Genomic DNA, 14,934 nt, shown 5'->3' on the forward strand with positions numbered 1-14,934 from the left:
ATTCGGGGCCGACGGCTTTCGGCCGCGGAGACGACCGGCGCAGCGGGGCCGCCGGGCGGGTCGCGACCGGCGTGCGCAGGGGCCCGGCCGGGGTCCGCGCCGAGTGCCCCCGCCGCTTCAGAGCCAGGCCAGTGAGGCGGCCCGGTCCAGGACCGCCGCGGCGGCGCCGGCATCGCCCCTCGTGGTCCGCGGCACCCGCTCCGGGGCGTACCGGCCGCCGATCAGGAGGCAGAAGTCGACCGGATCCAGGACGAGTTCGGCCACGGCGGCCCCGTTCTCCGTCGTGCCCAGCACCCACTCCCCGGCACCCAGGCCCGTACCCGGTCCTGCTTCGACCCGCAGCAGGACCGGCGTCGCGCTGTCCCCGACCGCCAGGCCCAGGATGTGCGCGGCCAGCCGGACCAGCCGGGTCAGGTGCCGATCGGGCGGAACCGGCACCGGAACGTCCAGCGCCCGGCCGATGTCCGCGGTGTGGATCCAGGTCTCGAAGGCCCGGACCAGGAAGTGGTCGGCCAACGGCATCCGCAGCCCCATCAGCGTCGTCGTACCGCTTGCCGCCACCGTGTCGCGGGCGGCCGGGGTGCTCAGCAGCGCCCGTGCCTGGGCACGCCAGAGCTCCGCCGTCCGCGCCGGAGGCTGCTCCTTCGCGTGGGCGACGACCTCGCCGGTGCGCGCCGCCCAGCCGGTGCGCCAGTCGGCGCTCCGCGACAGCCACCCGCCCGGCACCCGCGCGGGAAGGCCGAGCCGGAGCGCCAGGGACTCGTCGGCGGCGGTCAGATGGGCGACGGTGCCGTGCACGTCCCAGTCGTGGACGACCGGCACGGCCCAGCTGCCCCGTGCCGCCACCTCGCGCAGCAGCGCGTCGAGTGCGCTGACGGCGGCGGCGTACGGCGCGGCGTGCGCGGCCACCTCCCGGACGGCGGGACGCTCGCGCAGCGCGGCCGACACCACCGCCCCGGCGCCCGCACGACCTCCCGGCACGGCCCCCCGGTCCGGCACGGTCCGGCCCTCGGCTCCGCCCGGACCCTCGGTCCTGCCCAGGCTCTCCGGTGCGGTCCGGTCCTCGGTTCCGCTCCGGTCCTCGGTCCCGCTCCGGCCCTCCGGTCCGCCCGGCCCGGCGCCGGAGAGCGCGCCCGCATCCGGCCGGCCGGCAGCACCGGCGGGCACGCCCTCGCCGTCCAGCAGCCGTACCGCCTCGCGCAGTTCGGCCGCCTCCGCCGCGCACGCGTCGCAGCTTCCCAGGTGGCGCCGCACCCGGGCCGCCTCGTCCGGCAGGACCGCCCCGAACGCCCAGGCGCCGAGCAGGTCCCGTACCTCGTCGTGTTCGGCCGGCATCACAAGCCCCTCTCCACGGCCGTGTCGGGCAGTTCGGCGAGACTTCCCGCCAGGGTGCGCAGGGCGGCCCGCAGCCGGCCCTTCGCGGTGCCCTCGGGAATGCCCAGTTCGGCGGCGACCTGACGGTACGTCCGCCCCGCGAAGTACGCCAGGTGCACCGCTTCGCGCTGCAGGGGCGGGAGTTCGGCCAGGGCGGCGTGCAGCCGCAGCGAGGACTCGGTGGCGACCGCCGTCTCGGCCGGGCCGGGACCCGGCGCGGGCAGGTTCTCCCACACGTCCGCGTCCGCGTGCTGCGCCTTCCGGTGCCGCGCCTCGGCCCGCAGCCAGTCAACCGCCCGCCGGTGCGCGAGCATGCTCAGCCAGGTGCGCAGCGAACCCCGGCGGGGGTCGTAGGCGTACGGGCGGCTCCACAGGTGGGTGAAGACCTCCTGCGACACGTCGTCGGCCGCCGTGCCCGAGCAGGTCACACGCAGCGCGACGTGCCGCACCAGGCCGCCGAAGGCGTGGTAGGCCTCGGTCAGCGCGGACTCGTCTCCGTACACGAGCCGTTGGTGAAGATCGGCCTCGACCGGCACGCTGCTGGCTGTCGCGTCCACGGGCACCACCTCGTCTGACTTTCGTAGCGCACCGCCGCCCCGCGCGCCAGCCCCTCACGGAGGCGGCACCGAACGAAAGCCGAGATTCCGCATCCGGTCCCGGCCCGGCCTTCCCGCCGAATTTCCCCCGGGCCGCATCCGGGCCGCATCCGGATCGGGCCCGCGCACGAATGCCCCATGACATCCCGCTGCCCCACGACCTCCGGACGGGCTGGACGCCCACCCCCCTCGGGCGCGCTTGCCCCCTCAGCGGGCCCGCCCCGAACGAGGACCGTTCCGTTCGGGGCGGCGCCGTACCACCCGGCGCCCGCCGGGGCCGTTCCCACGGCGCCTGCACCTCCGGCCCGCCCCGCCGCCCGCGCCGTCCTCCGCGCACGCCGTCCGCCCTTGTTACCTGTGCGTTCCGCACGGGTGGATGGTGACAGTTGTGACTGTCCGGCCCCTCCCGCCCCGTGAAACTCTCGGTCCGTCAACGGGACGAGGCCGAACACGAAGGCGAGGGAGTGCGGGTGAACAAGGGGTACGCCGTGTTCTGCGACGCGGACCGGCACTTCTACGACGCGCCCCACCGGGTGGCCACCCAGGAGCAGCTGTACGCGGCGGCCCGCCTCCCGGTGCCCGAGGGCTGGCAGCGGCACCGCACCGGCGACTGGCTCGCCCTGCGTCCGGTCGCGGCCCGGCTTCCCGCACAGGGCTGGAAGATCCACGTGTCGGCCTGCCTCGACAACGCCGAGGCGGTGCTGGAGCGGGTCATGGGGTACTGCGTACCGCGCGGCATCGCCTTCAAGTTCGTACCGAGCCGGTACCTGCTGCACACCCGCAACGCCAAGTACGCCGACCGCAGCGCCAGCGGCAAGTTCGTCACCGTCTACCCGGCGGACGAGGAACAGTGCCGCACCGTCGCGACCGGCCTCGACGCGCTGCTGGCCGGTGAGCCGGGACCGTACGTCCTCAGCGACCTGCGCTGGGGCGCGGGCCCCGTCCACCTCCGGTACGGCAGCTTCACCCGGCGGCACTGCTACGACGAGCGCGGCGAACTGTGCCCCGCGCTGGAGAACCCGGACGGCGTCCTGGTGCCGGACGTGCGCGGCCCCGCCTTCCGCACCCCGGACTGGGTGAGCGTCCCCGAGTGGCTGCGGCCCCACCTCGACGCACGGTCCTCGGCGAGCGTCACGGACATCCCGTACGAGATCGAGAAGGCACTGCACTTCTCCAACGGCGGCGGGGTGTACGTCGGCCGCGACACCCGGAGCGGGGCGAAGGTCGTCCTGAAGGAGGCCAGGCCGCACGCGGGGCTGGCGGCCGACGGCGCGGACGCGGTGACCCGGCTGAAGCGCGAACAGCAGGCCCTGGAGCGGCTGTCGGGACTGGGCTGCACCCCCGAGGTGCTGGACAGCTTCGTCCTGGGCGAGCACCACTTCCTGGTCATGGAGTTCATCGAGGGCAGTCCCCTCAACTCCTTCTTCGCGCGCCGCCACCCGCTGATCGAGGCGGACCCCGCACCCGAGCGGCTCGCCGCGTACACCCGGTGGGCGCTGCGCATCCACGCCCTGGTCGAGGAGGCGGTGGCCGCCGTGCACGGGCGCGGCCTCGTCTTCAACGACCTGCACCTGTTCAACGTGATGGTCGCGGAGGACGAGTCGAGGGTCGTGCTGCTGGACTTCGAGGCCGCAGCCCCCGCCGCAGACAACCGCCGTCAGACCGTCGCCAACCCGGCGTTCGTCGCCCCCGCCGACCGGCGCGGCCTCGACGTCGACCGCTACGCGCTCGCCTGTCTGCGGCTGTCCCTCTTCGTCCCCCTGACGAGCCTCCTCGCCCTGGACCGCGAGAAGGCCGTGCATCTGGCACAGGTCGCGGCGGAAGAGTTCCCGGTCCCGGAGGACTTCCTGGCGGAGGCGGTGGCGGAGATCCTGCGGGACCCGGGCGGGGGCCCGGCCCCGGACGCGGACGGAGGCCCGGATCCGGCGCCGGACGCGCAAGGTGCTGCCAGGCCCGCCCGCCGTGCGACGGCGGTGTCCGCTCCGCCCCCGCGCGAAAGCCGGCCGCCGGCCCCCTACCTCCCCGTCCACCCCGGCGACTGGCCGCGCAGCCGTGACTCGCTGGTCCGCGCGATCCTCGGTGCCGCCACACCCGGCCGCGAGGACCGCTGCTTCCCCGGCGACATCGCCCAGTTCGCCACGACGGGCGGCGGACAGAGCTTCGGCCACGGGACGGCGGGCGTCCTGTACGCACTGCACGCCAGCGGCGCCGGGCGCTACGAGCCCGGCGAGGAATGGCTGCTCGCCCGCACCAAGGAACCCGACTCCGGCACACCGCTCGGCTTCTACGACGGACTCGCCGGACTCGCCTGGACCCTGGACCTGCTCGGCCACCGCGCCCGCGCCCTGGAACTCGCCGAACTCGCCCTCGCCCAGCCCTGGGAGGACCTCGCGCCCGACCTGTACAGCGGCCTCGCCGGACTCGGCCTCGCCCTCGACGCGCTCGGCGCCTCGACCGGTGAGCAGGCCCTGCACCGGGCCGCACTGCGCTGCGCGGACCTGGCGGCAAGGCCCCGGCAGGAGCCCGCCAGGGCCGGCCTCCTGCACGGCCACAGCGGCCCCGCCCTCCTCTTCCTGCGCCTGTACGAACGCTCCGGGGACACCGCGCTGCTCGACCTCGCCGCCGACGCGCTCCGCCGCGACCTGGCGCGCTGCGTACGCGGCGCGGGAGGCGCCCTCCAGGTGAACGAGGGGTGGCGCACCATGCCCTACCTCGGTGCGGGCAGCGTCGGCATCGGGGCGGTGCTCGACGACTACGCCGCGCACCGGCCCGGCCCTGACGCCGGGGACGACGCCGACGCGTTCACCCGCGCCCGGCGGGAGATCGTGGCCGCGGCGCAGGCGACCTTCTACGCGCAGCCCGGACTGTTCAGGGGCGCCGCGGGCATGGTGCTGCACCTGAGCCGCACCACCGCGGGCGGCCCCGGAACCCGACCCGCCGACGTACGCAGGCAGGTCGACGCGCTGGCCCGGCACGCCGTCCCCTACCAAGGGCAACTCGCCTTCCCCGGCGAGCAGATGATGCGCCTTTCCATGGACCTCGCGACCGGTTCCGCCGGTTGCCTGCTGGCCCTGGCGGCCGCGTGCGACGAAGGCCCCCGGCCCGCCGCGCAGCTGCCCTTCCTGCCGCCGCTCCGGCGGCCCGAGAACCGGCCCCGCACCGGGGCCGTACAGAAAGACACCGTCCCCCAAGAGAGGAATTGACATGAGCGTTCTTGACCTCCAGTCGATGGAGACCCCCAAGGAAGAGGCGTTCGGCGACGTCGAGACGGGCAGCCGCGCCAGCCTGCTGCTCTGCGGCGACAGCAGCCTGAGCGTCACCACCTGTCACTGACGTTCGCCGGGCACGGCACCGAAGCCTGCCGGCCGGGCCCCGCACGGGACTTCTCCGTGCGGGGCCCTCGGCAGGAGCGAGGGAGGGAAGGGAGTGCGTGTGCGGCCGATCCCCGCAGGCCCCGCCCGCCCGACGGGACAGAAGCGGCCTGACGATCCCCGCGGGCCCCGCCCCGCCGACCCCGGTGACCGCCTGCTGATCGCAGTGGCCCGGCGCGGCACCTGGCGTGCGGCGGGAGTGTTCGCCGCGTCCGCGCTCGGAGCCGGGGCGGCCGTTGCCCTGCCCGCAGCCCTGGGGCGCGCTCTCGATCTGCTGCTGGCCCGCGATCCGGCGGCCGGACGCTGGCTGGCGCTGTGCGCCGTCCTGGTGGCCGCGGAGATCCTGCTGGAGGCCGCGGAGGCGCTGTGCGCCGGCACCGCACAGGCCGGGGCGACGGCATGGCTGCGCACGCGCGGCGTGTCCCGGCTGCTGGCGGCGCCGCCCCGGACCGCCGCCGCCCGCTTCTCGCCGGGCGACGCCGCGACCCGGCTCGCCGCGAACGCGACCGAGGCCGGAGCCGCGCCCGGGACCGCCGCGGCACTGGCCGCCGCGCTGTTCGCCCCCGCCGGGGCGCTGGTGGCACTGGCCCTGGTGGACGTGTGGTGCGCGGTGGCGTTCGTGGCGGGGCTGCCGCTGCTCCTGCTGGTGCTGCGGGCGTTCGCCGCGGGGTCGTCCGACAGCGTTGCCCGCTACCAGCAGGTGCAGTCCGCGCTCGCGGCACGGCTCGCCGAGGCGCTGGCAGGCGCCCGCAGCATCGCCGCGGCGGGCACGCTGGCCCGTGACCGCGCCCGGATCCTCGCCCCGCTGCCCGAACTGTCCGCCCACGGCTTCCGCATGTGGCAGGTGCACGGCCGCGCGGTGGCCCGCAGCGGGGTGCTGCTGCCGCTGCTGACGACGGCCGTGGTGGCGGTCGGCGGGTTCGGCGTGGTGGCGGGCCGTACGAGCGTGGGCGAACTCCTCGCCGCCTCCCGCTACGCGGCGCTCGCCGCCGGGCTCGGCACGCTGGCCGGCCTCCTGGGGACTCTCGTACGGAGCCGTACGGCGGCCCGCCGGACGGCCGAGCTGCTGTCGCTCCCGGAACTGCCGTACGGGGCACGGCGTCTGCCGCCCGCCGCCCGCACCCCCGCTCCCGGCACGCTCGAACTGCGCGGCGTGGCCCTGACCCACGACGGCGCACGCGTCCTCGACGGGGTGGACCTGGTGCTGCCGGGCGGCACCACCACGGCCGTGGTCGGCAGGTCGGGGGCGGGCAAGTCGTCGCTGGCGGCGGTCGCGGGGCGGCTGTGCGACCCGGACGAGGGGAGCGTGCTCCTGGACGGCGTACCGCTGCCCGAACTGTCCGAGGGGGAGCTGCGGCAGCAGGTCGGGTACGCCTTCGAACGCCCCGCGCTCCTCGGCGACTCGCTGGGCGCGGCCCTCGCGTCGGGCGCGCGGACGGCTTCGCCCCGGCAGGTGCGCGAGGCCGCCGTGTCCGCCGACGCCGACGGCTTCGTGGCCCGGCTGCCGCAGGGATACGACACCCCGCCCGACGAGGCCCCGCTCTCGGGCGGCGAGCTGCAACGGCTCGGCCTGGCACGGGCGTTCGCGCACGCCGGGCGGCTGCTCGTACTGGACGACGCGACGTCGAGCCTGGACACGGCGACGGAGCGCCGGGTGCAGGAGGCCCTGGCCCGGGACCTCGGCCCCCGCACCCGGCTGGTCGTCGCCCACCGCCTGTCCTCGGCCGCGCGGGCCGACGTCGTGGTGTGGCTGGAGGAGGGACGGGTACGGGGCGTGGGAACGCACCACCGCCTGTGGGAACAGCGGGCCTACCGGGAGGTCTTCGCGGCGGGGGGCGGGACATGAACGGATTCCGCAGGACGACCGGAGGGCTCCGGCGGACGACCGGACGGCCCTGGCGGACGACCGGCCGGCTCCGGAGGCCGACCGGCCTGCTCCGGCGGACGGCCGGACTGGTCCTGGGGAGGAGCGAGGTGCCCCGCTCGACGGCCGGGGAGACGGGTCGCGCGACCGGAACGGCAGGGCCTGCGGCTGGAACGGCAGGGCGGGCGGCGGGAACGGCTGGGCGGGCGGACGGGGCAGCAGGGCCAGCGCCCGGACCGGCGGGGCGGGCGGATGGGACGCCAGGGCCTGCGGCCGGACCGGCGGGGCGGGCGGACGGGACGGCCGGAACGGCATGGCCAGCGGCCGGAGCGGCGGGGCGGAGGGCCGGGGCCGCAGGTGCGGCGGCCCCGCCGGGCGCCGGTCTGCCGCCCCGCACCGACCCCCGGCGCTCGCGCCGGGCGATGCGGCGGGAGGGTTTCCGGTTCCTCGGCAGGCACCGCGGCGCACTGGTCCGGCTGGGCGGCTGGTCGCTCGCGGAGGCGGGCCAGACGTTCCTGGGCGGCTACTGCCTGGCCCAGGCACTGGACCGGGGGTTCCTGGCCGGGCGGGCGGGTGCGGGAACGGCCTGGCTTGCGGTGGCCGCGCTGGCGGTGCTCGCGGGCGGGCCGGTGGCACGCGGTGTGTTCGCCCAGCTCGCGGCGCTGGTCGAGCCGTTCAGGGACGGACTGGTGCGGCGGGCCGTCGACCAGGCACTGCGGCGGGCCACGGGGGAGGAGCGCGGGGAGGCCACCGGGAGGCGGCAGGGAGCGTCCGGGAGCGCGGTCTCGCGCCTCACCCACCAGACCGAGATCGCCCGGGACAGTTTCGCGGGGCTGGTGCTCACGGTGCGGTCGTTCGTGTTCACGGCGGTGGGCGCACTGGCCGGAATGCTGGCGCTGGCACCGGAACTGCTGCTGATCGCGCTGCCGCCGCTGCTCCTCGGCCTGGCCCTGTTCGCCGCGACGCTCCGCCCGATGGCCGCCGCCCAGCGGGCCTTCCTGGACGCGGACGAGGACTTCACCGAACGGGTCAGGAGCGCGGGCGAGGGACTGCGCGACGTGGCGGCCTGCGGGGTCCGCCACGAGGTCGCCGCACGCGCCGCCGAAGCCGCGCAGCACGCACGCCGGGCCTCGTACGCACTTGCCCGCTGGACGGCCCTGCGCACCCTGGCGCTGGGGGTGGCAGGCCAGCTCCCCCCGTTGCTGCTGCTCCTGGGGACACCGTGGCTACTGGACCGGGGCCTGACGGCCGGTGCGCTGACGGGCGCGCTGGCGTACCTCGTGCAGTCACTGCTGCCCGCGCTGCACGCGCTGATGACCGCTTTGGGCGCGGCGGGCACCCGCCTGCTGGTGGTACTCGACCGCTTCACGGAAACCCCCGGGGAACGAAGCGCGCCCACGACGCCCCCACGCACCCCCCGACCGCACCCCACCCCGACACCGGACGAACCCCCCGCCCAGGACCGGCCCCTTCCACCCACCAGGACCACTCCACCCGGCCGATCTCCCGCACCACAGCGGCCCTTTACGTCCGACAGGGCCACTCCACTCAGCCGAACTCCCGCCCCACAGGGGCCCTCTGTGCCCGACGGGACCACCCCGCCCGGCCGAACCCCCGCGCGAAAGGGGTCCTTTACGCCCGACGGGGCCACCCCTCCCAGCCGAACCGCCCCGCCGCAACGGACCTTTCCACGCACCCCGGCCACCCCACCCTGCCCAGCTGCTCCCGCCCCCCGCCGCACACCTCCCGCAGCCGAACTCCGTGCCGTCACCTTCGCCCACGGGCCCGGTGCGCGCCCCGTCCTGGACGGTCTCGACCTGGTTCTCGCGGACGGGGAGCACCTCGCCGTCGTCGGGCCCAGCGGCATCGGCAAGTCGACCCTCACCCACGTCCTCGCCGGGTTGCTCCCGCCCACCCGGGGTGCCGTACTCCTCGCGGGCGAATCCCCCGCAGGGCGGAGCGCCGCCGAACTCGCCCGGCTGCGCGCGGTCGTCCCCCAGCAGGCGTACGTCTTCACCGCCTCCGTCCGCGAGAACCTCACCCACCTCCACCCGGACGCCAGTGCCGCCGAGGTCGCCGCGACGGTCGACGCACTCGGACTCGCCCCGCTGCTCGCCCGCCTCGGCGGACTGCGGGCCCTCCTCGTGCCCGACCGGCTCTCGCAGGGGGAACGGCAGCTGCTGGCCCTCGCCCGCGCGCATCTGGCGCCCGCCCCGCTGCTCCTGCTGGACGAGGCCACCTGCCACCTGGACCCGGCGGCCGAGGAGCGGGCCGAACTGGCCCTGGCCGCCCGGCCGGGAGCGCTGGTGGTGGTGGCGCACCGGATGTCCTCAGCCCTGCGCGCGGACCGGATCCTGGTACTGGACGGAACCAGCGCGCGGACCGGCACCCACCCGGAACTGCTGGCGTCCTCCCCGCTGTACCGCGACCTGACCGGTCACTGGGGCACCGGGAACGGGGAGGACGCCCGCGACGACGGCGTCCCCGCCGTGCCGTGAGCGTCCACGCGGGCCGTGCCGCGAGTGGACCGGAGGGCCCCGCCATGAACGTCGCGGCGGGGCCCCGCAGCCCGTCACATCCAGCCCGCGCTCCTGGCGATCCGTATCGCGTCCACCCGGTTGCGGGCGCCCACCTTGCGGACAGCCGCCGCCAGGTAGTTCCGTACGGTGCCCCGGGAGAGGTGGAGGACGTGCGCTATCTCCGTCACGCACGCCCCCTGGGCCGCTATGGACAGCACGCTCAACTCCCTCGGCGTGAGCGGGACCTCGGTCGCGTGCAGCAGACCGACCGCCAGCGACACGTCGACGTAGCGCTCGCCCCGGGCCACCGTGCGGATCCCCTCCACCAGGCTGCTGGGCGGGCCCTGCCGGTCCACGTAGCCGAGCGCGCCCGCTTCGAAGGCGCGTCTGAGCACGCCGGGCCGGTGGGCGGCGGCCAGGACGAGTAATCGGGTCCCGTCGGACGTGTCGACGGCGGGCCGGCCGCCGCCCGGCAGCGGGGCGAGTTCCTCCGCGTCGCTGACCCGCACGTGCGAAGGACAGGTCCCCGAGGCGCGCGTGTCCGCGGGCGAGCACGTCACGTCGAAACCCCCTTCCGTCCGCAGCAGTGCGGCCAGGGCGGAACTGAACAGTCCTGCGGAGCAGGTGACTTGCACGCGAATCATGCCGTTCTCCTTCACGGTGGCGCGGCGACGGGTGTGGCGCCGGAGGGGCGCCGCAGCTCCAGTTCCCGGAGAGCGCGCCGAGGAACGCGGCTTCTCCCCTCCCGGGAAGCACTCGGGAAGCACAAGGGGCACGAGAAACGCCGATGTGCGCCACCGTGCGCCGTGAGCAGATGTTCGAGGGGCCGTCGCCGGAGGCGCCGGCGCAGCCGCGGACGACCTCGAACCGGTGGCCCCGGCGCCGCCGGGAACAGGCCCGTACGGGGCCTGCGCGCCACCCCGAGCAGGCCGCGGCCATCGCGGACCGGGTTCTCCGAGGGGGCGACCGGAACCGCTGAGCGCGCCCGCCGCGCCGCGGCGGCGTGACACAGAGACACGTAGGCGCGTAGGCACACAGACACGTACACACTCAGATGTGACCCCGTGTAGTCGATCGAGTACGGTGTGCGGATGATCGGACAGCGTCGTGGCCCCACCGCCCCTCGTGGGCGAGGGGGCCGTGCCGCTTCCCTGGTCGCTCTCGTGGTTCTCGTACTCGCCCATCTCGCGGGCACGGTGCACGCCACGGCCCCCGGCGGCAGCCACCTCGAACTCGCCGCCGCCGTCTGTGCCCGGAGCGCGGACGCGGACCCGGCACCCTTCCGGCCGCCGGGCCCGAACCAGCAGGCCGCGCAGGCGGACACGGAACCCGCGCGAGCGAACGCGGCACCGGCACCGGCCCCGGGATACGCGCCCCGGCCGGCCCCCGGCCCGTTCCACCCCACCGGGACCGCGCCCCCCGCCCACCACCACTCCACGGGCGAGGGCCACATCGAGCACCCGGCCGACCGCCCCCGCGCGGCTGGCCCGGACGTACGCGACACCCCGGACCCCGACGCCCCGCCACTGGCCGAATCGGCCCTCCCGGCGGGGGAGTCGGTCACCCCCGGGTCGTACGATCCGTCCCCTCGGCACTCCGCCCCGGTCAACCCCTCCGGCCGTTCGCTCCTCTGCGTCTGGCGTCAGTAGCGCGGCCCGGCACATCGGTCCGATGTGCCCGCGCGCCACCTGTACCCGGATACTCGGCCTACCTCGCCCCGCAGTGCGCTGCGCGGGCGCGAAGGAGCGTACGCCCCATGGAACTCTCCCTGCTCGAAACCTCGTTCACCCTCCCGCCCGCACCCGCGGGGGCCCTCGCCCCGGCCCCGTTCTGCGCCCAGCGCCCCGCCCAGCTGGTCGGCAACACACCGGTGCTGTGGATCGGTGAACCGTTCGCCCCGGCCGGCCTCGGCTTCCACGCCAAACTGGAGGGCGCCAACCCCGGCGGCATCAAGGACCGCCCCGGCCTGCACATGGTCGGCGAGGCCCGCCGCAGGGGCGAACTCGCCGCCGGAGTACCCGTCGTCGAGTCGTCCAGCGGTACCCTCGGCCTCGGTCTCGCCCTGGCCGGACTGACGTACGGGCACCCGGTGACGGTCGTCTCCGACCCGGGGATGGAACCCGCGATGGTGCGGCTGCTCACCGCCTACGGGGCCCAGGTCGAGCAGGTCACGACCGCGCACCCGGAGGGCGGCTGGCAGCAGGCCCGCCGCGACCGGGTCGCCGAACTGGTCGCCCGCACCCCCGGCACGTACTGCCCCGACCAGTACCACAACCCCGACAACGCCGCCGCGTACGCACCCCTCGCCGCCGAGCTGATCGCCCAGCTCGGCCGGGTGGACGTCCTCGTCGCGGCGGTCGGCACCGGCGGTCACTCGGCGGGCACCGCACGGGTGCTGCGCGAGACCTTCCCCGGACTGCGGCTCATCGGCGTCGACTCGGTCGGCTCGGCCATCTTCGGCCAGCCCGTGGGGACCCGGCTGATGCGCGGTCTGGGCTCCAGCATCCACCCCACGAACGTCGACTACGCCGCCTTCGACCAGGTGCACTGGGTCGCCCCGCGCGAAGCGGTGTGGGCCTGCCGCCAACTGGCCCGCCGCCACTACGCGTCGGGCGGCTGGAGCGTGGGCGCGGTGGCCCTCGTCGCGGGCTGGGCGGCCCGCGCCTTCCCGCCGGGCACCCGGGTCGCCGCGGTCTTCCCGGACGGCCCGCACCGCTACCTGGAGACCGTCTACAACGACGCCTGGTGCCACGGCCACGACCTGTTCGGCGACCGGCCGCCCGCCGAACCGGCCGAGATCGCCGAACCGGACGCGTACGCGGTCACCTCCTGGACGCGCTGCGACAAGGTACGGGACCCACTGGGCCGGACGGCGGACACGGCCGACACGGCGGACACGGCAGACACGGCGGACACGGCAGACACGGCGGACACGGCAGACACGGCGGACACGGCCGCCGCGGCCGACACGGGCGCGCGGCCCGCCGGTAACCCGGCCGCCCTCGGTGACGGCCTCGCGCAGCGGGCCGCCCGATGAGGAATTTCCGCGCCCAGGTGGCGTCCTTCGACCGGCCCGCCCGACTCCTGATGGTCAATCAGTTCGCCATCAACCTCGGCTTCTACATGCTGATGCCCTACCTCGCCGACCACCTCGCGCACGGCCTCGGCCTCGCCGCCTGGACGGTCGGCCTGGTCCTGGGCGTACGCAACCTCTCCCAGCAGGGCATGTTCCTGATCGGCGGCACCCTGGCCGACCGCTACGGCTGCAAGCCGATGATCCTTGCGGGCTGCGTCCTGCGCACGGTCGCGTTCGCCCTGCTCGGCGTCGTCGACTCGCTGCCCGCCCTGATCGCGGCCTCGGCGGCGACCGGGCTCGCCGGGGCGCTGTTCAATCCGGCCGTACGGGCCTACCTCGCGGCGGACGCGGGCGAGGAGCGGCGGGTCGCGGCGTTCGCGACCTTCAACGTCTTCTACCAGGCGGGCATCCTGGTCGGCCCGCTGGTCGGACTCGCCCTGCTGGCCTGGGACTTCAGGGCGGTGTGCGGCAGCGCGGCCGTGGTCTTCGGCGCGCTCGCCGTGCTCCAGTGGCGCGCCCTGCCGGCCCGCCCGCCGCGCGACCGCACCGCGGAACCCGCCTGGCGCGCGGTGGCCAGGGACTGGCGGACCGTCGCCGCGAACCGGCCGTTCCTGCTCTTCGCCGCCGCGATGACCGGCTCGTACGTCCTGGCCTTCCAGATCTACCTGGCACTGCCACTGCGTGCCCGCGAACTCTTCGGCGACCGCACCGGAGCGGTCACCGGGGCGATCTTCGCGGTCTCGGCGGTGGCCGCCCTCTCAGGCCAGCTGAAACTGACGGCGTGGGCCCAGCGGACGATGCCGGGAGCCCGCGCCATCGCCTGCGGACTGGCCCTGATGGGCGCGGCGTTCCTGCCGCTGCTGGTACGCCCGGCCGCGGACGGCAGCACGGGCCTGGTGCTCGGCGTCCTCTCGCTGACCGCCTGCGCGGCACTGCTGGCCTGGGGAGGCGCGCTGCTCTACCCGTTCGAGATGGACACCGTGGTGCGCCTGGCGGGCGACCGGCTCGTGGCCACGTACTACGGCGCCTACAACACGGCCTCCGGCATCGCCATCTCCGTCGGCAACCTCGCCGTGGGCGCCCTCTTCGACACCGGCTCCGCCTGGCTGCCCTGGGCATCGCTGGCCGCGACGGGCCTGACCTGCGCGGCCCTGGTGGCCTGGCTCCACCGAACGGGCCGCCTGGAACCGGGGAAGAGGGAGGGGGCGGTGCTGGCGGGCTGATGGAACGCGGCTGAAGAGAAGGGAACACGGAGCTGACGGCCGCCCCTGTGAGGTGCACCCGCCGAGGGTGTGGCCGTCAGCTCCGTCCGGGGCCCGCCGAGGGTGTGGCCGTCGCTCTGTCCGGGGCCCGCCGAGGGGTCGGCCGTCGCTCCGTCCGGTCGGCCCGGCAAGGGGGCGACGTCGCCCGCCCCGTCCCGCGCCCCGTCCTGCGGCCCGGCAAGGGCTCAGCCGTCGCCCCGTCCGGACTCCTCGCCCCGTGCCCTGATGCGTACGGTGCCGGCGTCCAGGTCCACCCGGAGGGGCGGGTCCGCGGCGGGGCGGACGTTCTTGCGTACGCGTTCCTGTTCCATGGCCCGCTTGGTGGCCTGGGAGCCGGGGGCGACCTCCTGGACGAAGTCGGAACCGATCGACGACAGGCTCTTGGTTCTGCGCCAGTAGATCCAGCCCCGCGACTCCATGGCCAGCAGCACCCGGTCCGCGAGGAAGCCGGCGGCGGCGAGCGCGGCGAGCACCGCTACGACGGTCAGCACCGTGTTCACCGGTCAGCGCCCCGCCCTCAGCCGCTCGACCCATCGGCCCAGCCCCCGACGCGAGCGGCCGGGGCGCCGCACCGGCCGACGGCCCCGCGCACCGGCCGCGCCGGTACACAGGGGGCCAGTGCCCCAGTGGTCGTCCGGGGAGAGGAGCGGAGCCTTGCGTTCTGCCTGGGCCCGGACCTCCACGTGGGCTTCGTGGGAGGTGACGCGGAACGCCTCCTCGTAGGAGGCCAGGGCCCCGCTCATCGCCCCGCCCGCGAGGCCCCGGCGGCGCACCAGCACCGCCAGCCACGCGAAGAGTCCCAGCACCGCACCGAAGCAGCCGGTCATGATCAGGAACGGTATGAGCACATCCATGGGCACGAGCGTACGGTC

General features: G+C 75.9%; 12 protein-coding genes. 7 read left to right on the forward strand and 5 right to left on the reverse strand.

All coding sequences use genetic code 11. The annotated features are described in order from the left end of the window. Positions 1–117: 117 nt before the first annotated feature. Positions 118–1,335: a maleylpyruvate isomerase family mycothiol-dependent enzyme gene (locus tag ACFYVL_RS20510; RefSeq protein ID WP_389246712.1), complete on the reverse strand. Its 1,218-nt coding sequence runs from the start codon at positions 1,333–1,335 to the stop codon at positions 118–120. Then, complete coding sequence (locus ACFYVL_RS20515; protein WP_389246714.1) at positions 1,335–1,940, reverse strand: RNA polymerase sigma factor; 606 nt, start codon at positions 1,938–1,940, stop codon at positions 1,335–1,337. The genes ACFYVL_RS20510 and ACFYVL_RS20515 overlap by 1 nt, the downstream gene beginning before the upstream one ends. Positions 1,941–2,440: 500 nt before the next feature. On the opposite strand from ACFYVL_RS20515, the gene lanKC reads away from it, so the two are divergent. From lanKC to ACFYVL_RS20535, 4 genes are all read left to right on the forward strand, one after another. Beyond that, positions 2,441–5,173: a class III lanthionine synthetase LanKC gene (lanKC, locus tag ACFYVL_RS20520; RefSeq protein WP_389246716.1), complete on the forward strand. Its 2,733-nt coding sequence runs from the start codon at positions 2,441–2,443 to the stop codon at positions 5,171–5,173. Between the two features lies 1 nt (position 5,174). Continuing rightward, positions 5,175–5,303: a SapB/AmfS family lanthipeptide gene (locus ACFYVL_RS20525; protein ID WP_389246718.1), complete on the forward strand. Its 129-nt coding sequence runs from the start codon at positions 5,175–5,177 to the stop codon at positions 5,301–5,303. 99 nt (positions 5,304–5,402) lie between these two features. Beyond that, complete coding sequence (locus tag ACFYVL_RS20530; protein WP_389246720.1) at positions 5,403–7,187, forward strand: ATP-binding cassette domain-containing protein; 1,785 nt, start codon at positions 5,403–5,405, stop codon at positions 7,185–7,187. Between the two features lie 440 nt (positions 7,188–7,627). Further along, positions 7,628–9,703 (forward strand): ATP-binding cassette domain-containing protein, encoded by a 2,076-nt coding sequence (locus tag ACFYVL_RS20535; protein WP_389246722.1) that lies wholly within the window; start codon positions 7,628–7,630, stop codon positions 9,701–9,703. 74 nt (positions 9,704–9,777) lie between these two features. On the opposite strand, the gene ACFYVL_RS20540 is transcribed toward ACFYVL_RS20535, so the two are convergent. Beyond that, entirely contained in the window at positions 9,778–10,368 is a 591-nt protein-coding gene (locus tag ACFYVL_RS20540; protein ID WP_389246724.1) for a LuxR C-terminal-related transcriptional regulator, read from the reverse strand. A gap of 519 nt (positions 10,369–10,887) precedes the next feature. Between ACFYVL_RS20540 and ACFYVL_RS20545 the strand changes: the two genes are divergently transcribed. From ACFYVL_RS20545 to ACFYVL_RS20555, 3 genes are all read left to right on the forward strand, one after another. Continuing rightward, entirely contained in the window at positions 10,888–11,373 is a 486-nt protein-coding gene (locus tag ACFYVL_RS20545) for a hypothetical protein (protein ID WP_389246726.1), read from the forward strand. Between the two features lie 107 nt (positions 11,374–11,480). After that, a complete protein-coding gene (locus ACFYVL_RS20550) occupies positions 11,481–12,761 on the forward strand; it encodes a pyridoxal-phosphate dependent enzyme (protein WP_389246728.1) in 1,281 nt (426 codons plus the stop codon). Beyond that, positions 12,758–14,023 carry an MDR family MFS transporter gene (locus ACFYVL_RS20555; protein ID WP_389246730.1) on the forward strand — a complete coding sequence of 422 codons (1,266 nt, stop codon included), beginning with the start codon at positions 12,758–12,760 and terminating at the stop codon, positions 14,021–14,023. The genes ACFYVL_RS20550 and ACFYVL_RS20555 overlap by 4 nt, the downstream gene beginning before the upstream one ends. 224 nt (positions 14,024–14,247) lie before the next feature. On the opposite strand, the gene ACFYVL_RS20560 is transcribed toward ACFYVL_RS20555, so the two are convergent. Then, the gene (locus tag ACFYVL_RS20560; RefSeq protein WP_389246733.1) at positions 14,248–14,562 is read right to left on the reverse strand and encodes a hypothetical protein; all 315 of its coding nucleotides are present in this window, start codon (positions 14,560–14,562) and stop codon (positions 14,248–14,250) included. A 3-nt stretch (positions 14,563–14,565) separates the two neighbouring features. Continuing rightward, entirely contained in the window at positions 14,566–14,916 is a 351-nt protein-coding gene (locus ACFYVL_RS20565; RefSeq protein WP_389246735.1) for a hypothetical protein, read from the reverse strand. Positions 14,917–14,934: the final 18 nt, after the last annotated feature.

Source organism: Streptomyces sp. NPDC004111 (assembly GCF_042874215.1).
Classification (GTDB): domain Bacteria; phylum Actinomycetota; class Actinomycetes; order Streptomycetales; family Streptomycetaceae; genus Streptomyces.

Bases quoted from the DNA above. Each gene is read 5' to 3' on its own strand.
- ACFYVL_RS20540 (WP_389246724.1), bottom strand. From the start codon at position 10,368: ATGATTCGCGTGCAAGTCACCTGCTCCGCAGGACTGTTCAGTTCCGCC.
- ACFYVL_RS20510 (WP_389246712.1), bottom strand. From the start codon at position 1,335: ATGCCGGCCGAACACGACGAGGTACGGGACCTGCTCGGCGCCTGGGCG.
- ACFYVL_RS20565 (WP_389246735.1), bottom strand. From the start codon at position 14,916: ATGGATGTGCTCATACCGTTCCTGATCATGACCGGCTGCTTCGGTGCG.
- ACFYVL_RS20525 (WP_389246718.1), top strand. From the start codon at position 5,175: ATGAGCGTTCTTGACCTCCAGTCGATGGAGACCCCCAAGGAAGAGGCG.
- ACFYVL_RS20555 (WP_389246730.1), top strand. From the start codon at position 12,758: ATGAGGAATTTCCGCGCCCAGGTGGCGTCCTTCGACCGGCCCGCCCGA.
- ACFYVL_RS20550 (WP_389246728.1), top strand. From the start codon at position 11,481: ATGGAACTCTCCCTGCTCGAAACCTCGTTCACCCTCCCGCCCGCACCC.
- ACFYVL_RS20535 (WP_389246722.1), top strand. From the start codon at position 7,628: ATGCGGCGGGAGGGTTTCCGGTTCCTCGGCAGGCACCGCGGCGCACTG.